The 13,985-nt window shown below is 66.6% G+C and carries 11 protein-coding genes; 4 read left to right on the top strand and 7 right to left on the bottom strand.

Going from position 1 to position 13,985, the window contains the following annotated elements; all coding sequences use genetic code 11:
- Positions 1–100 precede the first annotated feature (100 nt).
- Positions 101–1,183, bottom strand: a complete 1,083-nt coding sequence (hemE, locus tag J3U95_RS15080) for a uroporphyrinogen decarboxylase (protein ID WP_208279381.1) — start codon at positions 1,181–1,183, stop codon at positions 101–103.
- A 91-nt stretch (positions 1,184–1,274) separates the two neighbouring features.
- Between hemE and J3U95_RS15075 the strand changes: the two genes are divergently transcribed.
- The 4 genes from J3U95_RS15075 to J3U95_RS15060 all read left to right on the top strand — a co-directional run bounded on the left by J3U95_RS15075 (position 1,275) and on the right by J3U95_RS15060 (position 11,017).
- The gene (locus J3U95_RS15075; RefSeq protein ID WP_208279380.1) at positions 1,275–3,206 is read left to right on the top strand and encodes a S9 family peptidase; all 1,932 of its coding nucleotides are present in this window, start codon (positions 1,275–1,277) and stop codon (positions 3,204–3,206) included.
- A complete protein-coding gene (locus J3U95_RS15070) occupies positions 3,203–7,342 on the top strand; it encodes a DEAD/DEAH box helicase (RefSeq protein ID WP_208279379.1) in 4,140 nt (1,379 codons plus the stop codon). Before J3U95_RS15075 ends, J3U95_RS15070 begins: the two co-directional genes overlap by 4 nt.
- A 138-nt stretch (positions 7,343–7,480) precedes the next feature.
- Positions 7,481–9,367, top strand: a complete 1,887-nt coding sequence (locus J3U95_RS15065; protein ID WP_208279378.1) for a DUF885 domain-containing protein — start codon at positions 7,481–7,483, stop codon at positions 9,365–9,367.
- Positions 9,368–9,505: 138 nt separating this feature from the next.
- A complete protein-coding gene (locus J3U95_RS15060; protein WP_370662077.1) occupies positions 9,506–11,017 on the top strand; it encodes an extracellular catalytic domain type 1 short-chain-length polyhydroxyalkanoate depolymerase in 1,512 nt (503 codons plus the stop codon).
- Between the two features lie 36 nt (positions 11,018–11,053).
- On the opposite strand, the gene tatC is transcribed toward J3U95_RS15060, so the two are convergent.
- The 6 genes from tatC to hisI all read right to left on the bottom strand — a co-directional run bounded on the left by tatC (position 11,054) and on the right by hisI (position 13,978).
- Positions 11,054–11,809 carry a twin-arginine translocase subunit TatC gene (gene tatC / locus J3U95_RS15055; protein ID WP_208279376.1) on the bottom strand — a complete coding sequence of 252 codons (756 nt, stop codon included), beginning with the start codon at positions 11,807–11,809 and terminating at the stop codon, positions 11,054–11,056.
- A complete protein-coding gene (tatB, locus tag J3U95_RS15050) occupies positions 11,810–12,334 on the bottom strand; it encodes a Sec-independent protein translocase protein TatB (RefSeq protein ID WP_208279375.1) in 525 nt (174 codons plus the stop codon).
- 12 nt (positions 12,335–12,346) lie between these two features.
- Complete coding sequence (tatA, locus tag J3U95_RS15045) at positions 12,347–12,583, bottom strand: Sec-independent protein translocase subunit TatA (protein WP_005664406.1); 237 nt, start codon at positions 12,581–12,583, stop codon at positions 12,347–12,349.
- A gap of 104 nt (positions 12,584–12,687) precedes the next feature.
- A complete protein-coding gene (locus J3U95_RS15040) occupies positions 12,688–13,062 on the bottom strand; it encodes a histidine triad nucleotide-binding protein (protein WP_208279374.1) in 375 nt (124 codons plus the stop codon).
- Between the two features lie 167 nt (positions 13,063–13,229).
- Positions 13,230–13,568: a phosphoribosyl-ATP diphosphatase gene (locus J3U95_RS15035; RefSeq protein ID WP_208279373.1), complete on the bottom strand. Its 339-nt coding sequence runs from the start codon at positions 13,566–13,568 to the stop codon at positions 13,230–13,232.
- A complete protein-coding gene (gene hisI / locus J3U95_RS15030; protein ID WP_208279372.1) occupies positions 13,565–13,978 on the bottom strand; it encodes a phosphoribosyl-AMP cyclohydrolase in 414 nt (137 codons plus the stop codon). The genes J3U95_RS15035 and hisI overlap by 4 nt, the downstream gene beginning before the upstream one ends.
- Positions 13,979–13,985: the final 7 nt, after the last annotated feature.

The following is a 13,985-nucleotide window of genomic DNA, read 5'->3' as shown; positions in this document are numbered from 1 at the left end:
ATGTCCACAGGAATTTTTACCCGCTTTTAGGAAGTTGTGAACAAGTGAGGGGGTTGAGTGGCGGCCTTGTCAAGAGGGGCCGCCAGTCGCGAGGGATGATTCAGGCGGCGCGCTGCTTGCGGCTGAAGCTGTGGACAGCATCGACCATGGCGCTGACCGATTCCGGCGGCGTGAATTGCGAGATGCCGTGGCCCAGGTTGAACACATGGCCATGGCCGCTCGACGGCGCACCATAGGCGGTGAGCGAGCGCTCGACTTCGGCGCGGATCTGATCCGGCTCGGCGAACAGGATGGCCGGATCGAGATTGCCCTGCAGCGCCACGCGGTCGCCCACCAGCTTGCGCGCGCGGCCCAGGTTGACGGTCCAGTCCAGGCCCAGCGCGTCGGCGCCGATGTCGGCCATCTCGTCCAGCCAGATGCCGCCGCCCTTGGTGAACACGATCGCCGGGATGCGCACGCCATCGTGCTCGCGCTTGAGGCCGGCGACGATCTTGCGCATGTAATCCAGCGAGAATTCCTGGTAGGCGCCGTCGGCCAGCGCCCCGCCCCAGGAGTCGAAGATCATCACGGCCTGGGCGCCGGCGTCGATCTGGGCGTTCAGGTACTGGGTCACGGCCTGCGCATTGATGTCCAGGATGCGGTGCATCAGGTCCGGACGGCTGTACAGCATCTTCTTGACCGTGTGGAATTCACGCGAGCCGCCGCCTTCGACCATATAGCAGGCCAGCGTCCACGGGCTGCCCGAGAAGCCGATCAGCGGCACACGGCCGTTCAGGGCGGTGCGGATCGAGGTCACGGCCTTGAACACATAGTCGAGCGAGGCCATGTCGGGGACGGCCAGCGCATTCACTTCCGCTTCGGTGCGCAGCGGACGCTCGAACTTCGGGCCTTCGCCCTCGGCGAAATACAGGCCCAGGCCCATCGCGTCCGGCACCGTCAGGATGTCCGAGAACAGGATCGACGCGTCCAGCGGATAGCGGTCGATCGGCTGCAGCGTGACTTCGGTGGCGTAGTCGGGATTCTTGGCCAGCCCCAGGAACGAACCAGCACGCGCACGGGTGGCGCGGTATTCCGGCAGGTAGCGGCCCGCCTGGCGCATCAGCCACACCGGGGTGTAGTCGGTCGGCTGGCGCAACAGCGCACGCAGGAAGGTGTCGTTCTGGAGCGGGGCAAATTGTGGCATGGCTGACAATGGCGTTGGTAAGGAAACGGCTATTATCGCATTCTTGGGCGAACACTATAATAGGCGCCCCACCAAGGAAAGAGCCCAGATCATGACGATTGCTACCAGCAAACAACCTTTGCCTTGCGGTGCCTGGCCCTCGCCGATCAGCGCCGCGGTGGTTGCCGCCGGCGCGGTGCCGCTGGCCCAGCTGATGCTCGACGGGCCGCGCCTGGGCTGGCTCGAGGGCCGCGCCAGCGAGGGCGGACGCACGACGCTCATGGTGCATGACGCCAGCGGCACGCGCGAGCTGACGCCGGCGCCGTTCAATGTGCGCAGCCGCGTCCATGAATATGGCGGCGGCGCCTGCCTGCTCGCCGGCGGCACGGCATGGTTCTCGCACCATGTGGACAATCGCCTGTACCGGGTCGAGCCTGGCGGCGAGCCGGTGGCCGTGACGGCCGACGGCACGGGCCACCGCTTTGCCGACTTCGTGCTCGATGGCGCGCGCCGGCGCCTGATCGCCGTGCGCGAGGACCACTCGGCCGGCGCCACCTACCCTGTCAATACCTTGTGCGCGGTGGGCTTCGACGGCGCCGAGACCGTGCTCGTGGACGGCAACGACTTCTATGCGGCGCCGCGCCTGTCGCCCGATGGCCGCCAGCTGGCCTGGCTGTGCTGGGACCATCCGCGCATGCCGTGGGAAGGCACGGAGCTGTGGCTGGCCGACGTGCTTGATGATGGGACGCTGGTGAACGGCCGCCTGGTCGCGGGCGGCGCGGACGAATCGATCTGCCAGCCCGAGTGGTCGCCCGGCGGCCTGCTGCACTTCGTGTCGGACCGCAGCGGCTGGTGGAACCTGTACCGCTACGACCACGGCGTGGTGCATGCGCTGTGCCCGCGTGAGGCCGAATTCGCCGGCCCGCACTGGAGCTTCGGCGGTTCGCTGTACGGCTTCCGTTCCGGGGACGAGATCGTGTGCGCCTACATCGAACAAGGCGTCAGCTACCTGGCAAGGCTGGCGGATGGCAAGCTGCTGCCGCTGGAGTCGCCGTATGAAGAGATCCGCGAGCTGCGGGTGCAGGGCGACGTCGTGGCCGTGCTGGGCGGCGCGCCGACCATCGCGCCGGAGCTGGCGCGGATCGACCTGGCCAACAACAGCAGCGAGGTGCTGGCGCATTCGATCCCGCAATTGCCGGCGACCGGCTACCTGTCGGTGCCGCTGGCGATCGACTACCCCAGTGAGAACGGACGCACTGCCCACGCCTTCTATTACGCGCCGACCAATGCCGACCATGCGCCGCAAGACGGGGAGCTGCCGCCGCTGATCGTGATCGGCCACGGCGGCCCGACCGGCATGGCGGCCAGCACCCTGAAGCTGTCCACCCAATACTGGACCAGCCGCGGCTTCGCCGTGCTCGACGTGAACTATGGCGGCAGCACCGGCTTCGGCCGCGACTACCGCAACCTGCTCAAGCACCAATGGGGCGTGGTCGACGTCGAGGATTGCGTGGCCGGCGCGCGCCACCTGGCGGCGCAAGGCGTCGTCGACCCCGAACGCCTGCTGATCCGCGGCAGCAGCGCCGGCGGCCTGACCGTGCTGTCGGCACTGAGCTTCCACGACGTGTTCAAGGCCGGCGCCAGCTACTACGGGGTGTCCGACCTGGCCGGCCTGGACGCCGATTCGCACAAGTTCGAGTCGCACTACAACCAGTACCTGATCGCGCCGCCGGAAACCGCCCAGGCGGTGTACCGCGAGCGCTCGCCGATCCACCATACCGATAAACTGCGGCGGCCGATGATCTTCTTCCAGGGCCTGGACGACAAGGTCGTGCCGCCGCAGCAGTCCGAGAGCGTGGTCGAGGCGCTGCGCGCGCGCAAGCTGCCGGTGGCCTACCTGACGCTCGAAGGCGAAGGCCATGGCTTCCGCAAGGCGGACAGCGTGGTGCGCACGCTGGAAGCGGAGTTGTATTTTTACCTGCGCGTGTTCGGCATCCCGGTGCCGGCCGACCTGCCGGCGGTGGAGATCGAGAACCTCGCATGACGACTGACGATGTGAACGCGCGCCTGGCCGCCTGCACGGCGGAAGAACGGGCGCTGCTGGTCGTGCTGGCGATCGCGGGCGAGCCGATGGGCCGCCAGCGCATCCTGGAGCATATGCGGGCCCTGGGCGTGGCGCTGCCGATCGCGCAATGGGTCGATGAACTGGCGCGCCTGCGCGAGCGGAAGCTGGTGGTCGACATGGGCGAGCGCGGCACCGGCATCGCGCCCGAGCTGTCCTGGCCGGTGCTGGACGCGGCCCTCGACGATGGCCTGTTCGACGGCGTGGCCGCCGCCTATGCCCAGGTCTCGACCGTGCGGCGCGACTGGCAGGGCACCCTGATGCTGCGCAGCTACCGCCAGGGCCTGGCCCTGCTGCGCATCGCCCTGCTTACCGGACAAGAATACGACGTCGTTTCACCCTTGCTCGATGCCTGCCTGCGCTGCCACGAGTCGAGCTACCTGCATCCGCTGGTCGACGTCTGCGCGCGTCCTTTCGCACCAAGCATGATGGAGCGCATCCATCCGCGCATGCGCGAAGGCATCCTGCACATCCTGATCATGCATGCGCGCAGCGAACCGGCGCTGGCGCCTGGCGTGCGCGAGTACGCCGAGCGCCTGATACCACGCAGCAGCCCGGAAAGTCCGCTGCGCCGCTCGCTGGGCGAGCACTACATCCTGTGCGGGCACCTGGACGACGCCTTGTCGCTGGTGGACGAGACGGGCGACTCGCCCGGCCTGTTCCTGCGCAGCGTGGTGCAGGTGCTGCGCGACGATATCGATGCTGGCCTGGCCGGCATCGACGCGTCGATCAAGCAGCTGCGCCGCGAAACCGGCAAGCGCAAGGCCGTGTTCGACGGCCACTGCGCGCATATCGCGATGGCCGCCCTGCTGCGCAGCAGCGATCCGGGCCACCGCAAGCTGGCGGACGCCTGGCTCGAGATCGAGACGCGCGCGGTGCAGCGGCCCGACAACGCGGTCTGGTTCCAGCTCGGCATGCTGCACGAGATCCAGCGCGGCACTGTCGACGCCGCGCTGTTCGGCACGCGCAGCTGGGAGATGTCGCTGGAGCCGACCGTGTTCCGCGCCCTGATCCATCACTGGCTGGCCCTGCCCGCGTTGAACGACCAGCGCGCGCGGCTGGAAGACATGCTGCTGCAGTCCGAGGCAGCCGGCTTCGATCTGTGGTCGGCCCAGTTGGCCGGCGTGCTGGCGCAGATGGGACAGGCCGGCCACCTGGCGCATGAACAACGTGCGAGCGAACTGCGACACCAGCACCGCCTGCCCGACATGAGCGGCTGGTTCGCGCGCGAGGAACCGTGGGAACGCCAGCTGAACGCCCTGATCAACCTGCAGCCGGCGGTGAACGTGGAAAGCGTGCGCGAGTCGCGCCTGGTCTGGCTGATCCGCTACGACCCGCACCTGGGCGTGCAGGAGCTGGAGCCGCGCGAGCAGAAACGCGACGCGCAGGGCGGCTGGAGCCGCGGCCGCGCCATGGGCCTGAAACGCCTGGCCGAGGAAGGCGCACAGCTCGACTTCCTCACCGCGCAAGACCTGCAGGCGGTGAACGCGATCGCCGGCCGCCGCTACTACGCCGGCAGCGGCATCCGTTTCGAACTCGAGGTGCACAAGGCGCTGGCAAGCCTGGTCGGCCACCCGCTGCTGTTCTGGATGGATTCGCCCGGCACCCGGGTCGAGCTGCTGCCGGGCGAGCCGGAACTGCTGGTCAAGAAACTGGGCGACAAGGTGTCGATCGTGCTGAATCCGCCGATCGAGGACAATGACGGCGAGGTCGTGGTCACGCGCGAGACGCCGACCCGCCTGCGCCTGGTGCAGATCAGGGACGAGCACCGGCGCATCGCCGCCATCGTCGGCGAAGGCTTGGCGGTGCCAATGGAAGCGGAGCGCCGCGTGCTGCGCGCGATCGGCGCGGTGTCGTCGATCGTCACCGTGCAGTCGGACATCGGCGCCAGCAGCAGCGACATCGAGACCGTGCCGGCCGACCCGCGCCTGCACGTGCTGCTGCGCCCCTACCAGCACGGCATGCGCATGCAGCTGCTGGTGCGTCCCCTGCCGGGCGGCGCTTATTATGGCCCCGGCGAAGGCGCGGCCAATGTGATCGCCGACGTCGACGGCATCCGCACCGAAGCCCGCCGCGACCTGAACGCCGAACGCGAGGCCGAGCGCCAGCTGATCGGCGCATGCCAGGCCCTCGAACACGCGGAACCGGACCACGGCGAATGGCTGCTCGGCCAGCCGCTGCTGGCACTGGAGCTGGTCGACCAGCTGCGCGCGCTGGACAGCGAGTCCATCGTGGTCGCCTGGCCCGAGGGCGAGAAATTCCGCGTCACGAAGAAGGCCACGACGAAATCGGTGCGGGTGCAGATCCGGCGCGAGCGCGACTGGTTCGCGGCCAGCGGCGACGTCGTGATCGACGAAGGCCGCGTGATGAACCTGCGCACCCTGCTGGAAAAGATCCAGGAAAGCGGCAGCCGCTTCGTGGCCCTGGGCGAGAACGAATACCTGGCCCTGTCCGACGAGCTGCACCGGCGCCTGACGGAATTGAAAGCCTATGGCGAACTGCATGGCGACGGCATCCGCACCCACGCGCTGGCCAGCTTCGCGCTCGACGAGCTGGCGCGGGACGCCGGCAGCGTCGACGCCGACAAGGCCTGGCAGGGGCACCTGAAACGCATGGCCGACAATGCCGCCTACCTGCCCGAACTGCCGTCCACCCTGCAGGCCGAGCTGCGCGATTACCAGGTCGACGGCTTCCAGTGGCTGGCGCGCCTGGCGCACTGGGGCGTCGGCGCCTGCCTGGCCGACGACATGGGTCTCGGCAAGACCTTGCAGGCGCTGGCGCTGCTGCTCACGCGCGCCAAGGACGGCCCGGCGCTGGTGGTGGCGCCGACCTCGGTATGCCTGAACTGGCTCGACGAGGCCGCGCGCTTCGCGCCGACCCTGAACCTGAAGCTGTTCGGCCCCGGCGAACGGGCCGCCACGGTCGACGACGCGGGGCCGTTCGACGTGGTCGTGGTCAGCTACGGCCTGCTGCAGCTGGAAGCGGCGCGCTTCAAGGGCCGGCGCTGGCACAGCATCGTGCTCGACGAAGCCCAGGCGATCAAGAACATGCACACCAAGCGCTCGCAGGCGGTGATGGCGCTGCAGGGGGACTTCCGCATGGCGGCCACCGGCACGCCGCTGGAAAACCACCTGGGAGAATTGTGGAACCTGTTCCGCTTCATCAATCCGGGCCTGCTCGGCAGCGCCGACCAGTTCCAGCTGCGCTTTGCCGGCCCGATCGAGAAAGCCCAGGACAAACGCGCCGAGGCCGGCGCGCGCGCGCGTTTGAAGCGCCTGACCGCGCCTTTCATCCTGCGCCGCACCAAGGCGCAGGTACTGTCCGAGCTGCCGCCGCGCACCGAGATCGTGGTCCCGGTGGAACTGAGCGCCGAAGAGAATGCGCTTTATGAATCGCTGCGCCGCCAGGCCCTCGACAAGCTGGCCGCGCTCGAGGCGCCCGAGGGCCAGAAGGCGATCGAGATCCTGGCCGAGATGATGCGGCTGCGCCGCGCCTGCTGCAATCCCGAGCTGGTGGCGCCAGGCGCCGGCATCGCCAGCAGCAAGCTGGCGACCTTCGCGCGCCTGACCACGGACCTGCTCGAGAACCGGCACAAGGTGCTGGTGTTCAGCCAGTTCGTCGACCACCTGACCCTGATCCGCCACTACCTCGACGCGCAGGGCATCGCCTACCAGTACCTGGACGGTTCGACCCCGATCCAGGAACGCAAGCGCCGCGTGGATGCCTTCCAGGCCGGCGAAGGCGACCTGTTCCTCATCAGCCTGAAGGCGGGCGGCGTCGGCATCAACCTGACGGCGGCCGACTACGTGATCCACATGGACCCGTGGTGGAACCCGGCGGTCGAGGACCAGGCCTCCGATCGCGCGCACCGCATGGGCCAGCAGCGGCCGGTGACCATCTACCGCCTGGTCGCGCGCGGCACGATCGAGGAAGGCATCGTCGACCTGCACCGCCACAAGCGCGACCTGGCCGACAGCCTGCTGGAAGGGACCGAGATGGCGGCGCGCATGTCGCCGGGGGATATGCTGGAGATGCTCAAGGCGGGACTCGGACGCTGATTTATCAAATGCTCAATGTTGGCATCCATGCGTGTCGGAATGTTTCAGCTGCCCGCAAATGATGCAATTAATGCTAATCTGCACGCCTTCGCGCCTGCCGCGAGCCAAGACATCTCCTTAGTTACAGGGCTGAATACGATGATGAAAACGAAAATCGCGCTGGCGGCCTTGCTGGCGTGTTTCGCACTGACGCCGGCCGTCGCCGCCACTTCCAAGCCAGCCAAGGGCAAGGCGAAATCCTCGAAAGTCGTCAAGAAGAAGACCTCCAGCAAGGGCAAGAAAGCCCTGGTGGGCGCGGCCGCCGTCGGCGCCGGCGCCGCCGCTGCGGGCGCGGTCGGCGCCAATGCCGCCGAGATGCGCCTCGACCGCCGCATGTCGACCCTGAGCATGCAATACCTGACCGCCCTGTGGCGCATGGATCCCGAGGGCGGCATCTACGTCGGCAAGTTCGACAATGCCGCGAATCTCACCATCCCGAACGCCGACACGCGCGCCAAGCAGCTGGCCTTCGCCAACGAGTGGCTGGAAAAATTCGGCAAGCTCGATCCCAGGCAGCTGTCGCCGCGCTACCGCACCGACCTGGCCCTCCTGGTCAACAAGCTCGAGAAGGACCGCTGGCGCTTGAATACCTGGCGCGAATACGAGTGGAACCCGTCGCAGTACAACGTCGCCGCGCCGCTCGACCTGATCCTGAACACCGACTACGCGGCCAAGCCGCAGCGCCTGCGCACCATCCTCAAGCGCCTGGCCGAGGTGCCGGCCTATTACGCGGCGGCGCAAGCCTCGATCACCAATCCAACCCGTGAACACACCCAGCTCGCGATCGGCCAGGCGCCGGGCACGATGGCCGTGCTGGCCGACCTGGGCAAGGCGGCCGAGGAATCGATCCTGACGCCGCAGGAGAAGGCGATCTTCGCCCAGCGCATCGCCAACGCCGGCACCGCGGTGCTGGGCTATGTCGACTTTTTGAACGGTGTCGAGAAGCGCCAGGCGGCCAGCGGCCAGGCGCGTCCCTTCCGCGCCGGCAAGGCGCTGTACGAGCAGAAGTTCGCGCTCGACATCCAGTCGTCTTCCAGCGCCGAAGAGACCTTCCGCAAGGCCCTGGTCACGCGCGAGGAACTGCTGTCGAACATGGACCGCATCTCGGACGAGCTGTGGCCGCGCTATATGGCGGGCGTAAACAAGCCGCAGGACCGCTTCCAGAAGATCGGCATGATGATCGACAAACTCTCGGCCCGCCACGTCGCGCGCGAGAACTTCTTCGCCGAGATCCGGCGCCAGATCCCGCTGCTGCAGGACTGGGTGATCAAGCACGACCTGCTGACGCTGGACCCGAGCAAGCCGCTCGAGGTGCGCGAAACGCCGATGTACCAGCGCGGCGTGGCCGGCGCCAGCATCGACGCGCCGGGCCCTTACCGCTCCAAGGACAAGACCTATTACAACGTCACGCCGATGGACAATCTCACGCCGGAACAGGCCGAGAGCAGCCTGCGCGAGTACAACGAGTGGATCCTGCAGATCCTGAACATCCACGAGGCGATCCCCGGCCACTACGCGCAGCTGGTGCACGCCAACCGCTCGCCTTCCCTGATCAAGTCGCTGTTCGGCAATGGCGCCATGGTCGAAGGCTGGGCCGTGTATGGCGAGCGCATGATGCTCGAATCGGGCTATGGCGACAACGCGCCCGAGATGTGGCTGATGTACTCGAAATGGAACCTGCGCAGCGTGACCAACACCATCCTCGACTACAGCGTGCACGTGAACGGCATGGGGCAGGAGGCGGCGATCGACCTGCTCACCCGCCAGGCCTTCCAGACGCGCCAGGAAGCCGACGAAAAATGGCGCCGCGTGACCCTGACCTCGGTGCAGCTGACCAGTTACTTCAGCGGCTACCACCAGATCATGGAACTGCGCGAGCGCCGCAAGCAGCAACTGGGCGAGCGCTTCAAGCTGAAGGAATTCCACGACCAGTTCCTCAGCTACGGCAATGCGCCGGTCAAGATGATCTCGGAACTGATGCAATAACCCTCTCTGCATGGCCCTCATTGCCGATGAGGGCCGTGCAAAAACGCACAAGCGGCGTGCTCGCGCGCCCGCTTGTGCGCCCCGTCTCCCGAACTATGATGAATCTGGCAGGCCTCCCGGCAAGCCCACGACAACCATATTCGGAGACATCGCATGCAGCCCTTCCATCGACGAGCGGCGCAGGCCGCGATCTGCCTGGCGCTGTGCGCGCCATTCATCCCTGCCCTCGCACAGACCCCGGTCCAGGCCGGCCCCGGCGCCTGGAGCGCCAACCAGGTCTGGGCCAACGACACCACCCACGGCGGCGCCCTGAGCGGCTACTATTACTGGCCGGCCACGCCACCGATCCTGGACAACAAGCGCGCGCTGGTGCTGGTGCTGCACGGCTGCGCCCAGACCGCGGGCGGCGACGTGATCAACGGCAGCGGCGACGCCGGCTACAACTGGAAGGCAGTGGCCGACCAGTACGGCGCGGTGATCCTGGCGCCGAACGCCACCGGCAACGTCTACGGCACCCACTGCTGGGACTGGGCCGCCACCAACCGCAGCCGCTCCTATGGCCATACCGCGGTGCTGCTCGACCTGGTCAACCGCTTCCTCTCCAACCCGCAGTATGCGATCGATCCGAAACAGGTGTACGTGGCCGGCCTGTCCTCGGGCGGCGGCAAGGCCATGGTGCTGGGCTGCACCGCGCCCGAGGTCTTCGCCGGCCTGGGCCTCTCCGCCGCCCCGCCGCCGGGCGTGACCACCGGCCAGATCTCGATCGTCCCTTCCGGCTATACGGCGACCACCGCGGCCAATGTCTGCCGCGCGATGGCGGGCAGCGCGCTTGACCATTTCGCGACCCAGGTCACGGGTGTGATCTGGGGAACGGGCGACTACACGGTGGCGCAAGCCTATGGCCCATTGGACGCCGCCGCCATGCGCCAGGTGTATGGCGGCGCCTGGACGCAGGGCGCGGCGGTGACCGTGCCGGGCAGCGGCAGCAATGTGGAATACACGGACGCCAACGGCAAGGTGCGCACCTCGCAGATCACGGTGACGGGCCTCGGCCACGCCTGGCCGGCCGGCACGGGAGGCCAGAACGCCAACTACGTGAATGCGACCCGCGTGAACTACCCGGCCTTCATCATGGATTTCTGGTTCAACAAGAACCTGCGCGTGTCGCAGGCGCCGGCGCCCGTCATGACGTCATGCAGCGCCAGCGTGTCGGGGTCGACGGTCACGGTGAACGGCGCCGCCAGTTTCGCCGAAGGCTCGATCGCCGGCTACCGGGTGCTGCTCACTGGCCCGTCGCCGGTCGACGACGCCGCGGCCGGCAGCGGCGCGGCGTTCAGCAAGGCCTATGCAGGCCGGGCGGATGGCAGCTACAGCGGCAGCGTGACGGCCATCGGCAATAACGGACAAACGTCGAATGCCTGCGCCCTCCCCGCCTTCCAGGTGGGCACCGGCACGCCGCCGCCGGTCTTTACGTGTATTACCTCGACCGCCAGCAACTACGCCCACGTCCAGGCCGGCCGCGCCCACGCGAGCGGAGGCTATGCGCTGGCCAACGGCTCGAACCAGAACATGGGCCTGTACAACGTCTTCTTCACCAGCACGCTGGCGCAGACGGCGCAGGGCTATTACATCGTGGGGAATTGTCCGTAGCGCCGGAGCGGGTGCCCGGCGCCGTCCGCGCTACATTTATGCGGTTTCTTCCGGCGCGGTAGTCGCGCGCTGGAACATCGGCGCCACCAGCAGGCCCAGCTCGTAGAGCAGGCACATCGGAATGGCCAGGGCCAGCTGGCTGACCACGTCCGGCGGGGTGACGATGGCGGCGATCACGAAGGCGCCGACGATCACGTAGGAACGGACCGAGCGCAGCTTCTCGAGGCTGACGATGCCCATGCGCACCAGGATCACGACCACCACCGGCACCTCGAACGAGGCGCCGAAGGCCAGGCACATCGACATCACGAAATCGAGGTAATTCTCGATATCGGGCATGACCGCGATCGAGGTCGGCGCGAATTCGCCGATGAAGTGGAACACGCGGCCGAACACGAAGAAGTAGCAGAACGCCACGCCGGCGATGAACAGGATCGAGGATGAGATCACCAGCGGCAGCACCAGACGCTTTTCGTGGGCGTACAGGCCGGGCGCGATGAAGGCCCAGGCCTGGTAGAACACCCAGGGCAGCGCCAGGATGAAGGACAGCAGCAGGGTGACCTTCATCGGCACCAGGAAGGGCGAGATGACGCCGGTGGCGATCATGGTCGAGCCGGGCGGCATCGAGGCGATCATCGGCGCGGCGATCAGGTCGTAGATATGCGACGGCCCCGGCCACGCCATCAGTGCGGCGCACACGATCGCGATCCCGATCGATGCCTTGACCAGGCGGTCACGCAGCTCGACCAGGTGCGAGATGAAAGTGTCTTCGCCGGCGGCTTGCTCAGTCATTTAGAAGAAGGAAGAATTGGATTTGCTGGCGCTGCCGGGGCGGAACTTGCGCACCCGGGCGGCGCCCGACATCACATGGCGCTTGGTGCCATGGCGGTTCTTGTACCAGGCCGGCACGCTCGAGGTGCGCACCAGCTTCTTGCGGCGGAAGTCCTTGGCCTTGCGGTCGATGTCGGCCACGGTGGGCGTGACCGTGGTCGCGCTGCTGTCGTGCGCCGCGCGGCCATCCCACATTGCCTCGACCTCGTCGACGTGGCTGGTGACGGACGACTCGAAATCGCTGGTGGCCGATTCGACCTCGCTCTTGAACGATTGCGCCTTCTCCTGCACTTCCTTGTGCAGGTTGCGCAGCTCGTCGAGCTCGATCTCGCGGCTGACCTCGGACTTCACGTCGTGCAGGTAGCGCTGGGCGCGGCCGTACAGCGTCCCGGCCATGCGCGCCACCTTGGGCAGCTTTTCAGGGCCGATCACGATCAGGGCGACCACGCCGATGATCGCGATTTTCGACAGTCCAAGATCGATCATGGAACTCGCGGCTTACAGGCGGGTCTTGTCGCGGGCTTCCACGTCGATGGTCGACTTGTCGGCCACCTGCTGCGTCGGCTGGGCCGGGTTGGCTTCGGCAGCCTTTTCCTCGTCGCCCTTCACGCCGTCCTTGAAGCCCTTGACGGCCTTGCCCAGGTCGGAACCCATATTGCTGATCTTCTTGGTGCCGAAGATCAGCATCACGACCACCAGCACGATGACCCAGTGCCAAATACTCAAACCACCCATGTTATTCTCCTAGCAAGGCGCATGCGCCTGAAAAATCGGGAAAGCATCTACCACAGTATATGCGATGCGGGGGCACTCTGCCCCCATTGAAACTTAGTCCTGGCTTATAAGCCCAGTCCGCGCCACGGACGCGGACCGCCGTACATATGCAGGTGCAGGTGATACACCTCCTGCCCGCCATCCGGACCGCTATTGATCAGCGTCTTGAAGCCGCCGTTCGGCTTGCCGTCGGCGCCGGTCTTGACGTCAATACCATTCTCTTTTGCAAGCTTCGGCGCCAGCGCCAGCATCTTGCCCAGCACCGCCGTGTGTTCCTCGGTGCAGTCGGACAAGGTGGACACGTGCTGCTTCGGAATCACCAGCAAGTGCACCGGCGCCGCCGGGTTGATGTCCTTGAATGCCAGCACGTCCTCGTCTTCATAGACGACGGCGGCCGGGATCTGCTTGGCGACGATCTTGCAAAAAATGCAGTTATCCATCTTGTCTCCAGATTATTACAACATTTCAAGGACTTACAGGCCCGTGAAGCCGAGGCATCGTATCAGCGCCCCGTGACAGCGGTATGACGCCCAGTCGTCGATTATGACACCGGAAGCACGGCCACGCACAGTGAGCAGGTGCTCACTTGCAACGCTTCAGGAATTATTTATTCCTTGCGTGCAGCTTTTTCAACAAGTCCGGACACGCCTTCACGCCGCGCCAGCTCGTCCAGCACCTGTTGGGGCGTGAGGTCGAACCTGGCCAGCAGCACCAGCGAATGGAACCACAGGTCGGCGCATTCGTACAGCACCTTGGACGGGTCGTTCGCGACGCGCGCATCCTTGGCCGCCATCACCAGCTCGGTGGCTTCCTCGCCGATCTTCTTGAGGATGGCGTCGTCGCCCTTGGCGAACAGCTTGGCGACGTAGGAGGTCGCGGGGTCGCCGCCGTGTTCGGGCTTGCGCGATTCGATCACGGCCGCGACGCGGGCCAGGGTAACGCTCATGGGGTCTTCTTCTTGTCCGGGGAATAAATGGTGTCGGGGTCTTGCAGCACCGGTTCGACGCTGTGCCAGTCGCCGTTGTCGTACTTCTGGAAGAAGCAGGAATGGCGGCCGGTATGGCAGGCGATTGAGCCCACCTGCTCGATCTTGAGCAGGACCACGTCTTCGTCGCAATCGAGGCGGATCTCACTCACCTTCTGGATGTGACCGGACTCTTCGCCCTTGTGCCACAGCTTCTTGCGCGAGCGGCTCCAGTACACGGCTTCGCCCGTCTCGACGGTGCGCGTGAGCGCTTCGCGGTTCATCCAGGCGAACATCAGGATGTCGCCGGTCGCCGCTTCCTGGGCGATCACCGGCACCAGGCCGTGCTCGTCCCAGCGCACCTTGTTGAGCCACTTGGCATTGTTCGGCATGTGGCGT

It is taken from the genome of Massilia oculi, from assembly GCF_017582745.1.
GTDB classification, from domain to species: Bacteria; Pseudomonadota; Gammaproteobacteria; order Burkholderiales; family Burkholderiaceae_D; genus Telluria; species Telluria oculi_A.
This window is presented reverse-complemented; position numbering and strand designations above follow the sequence as displayed.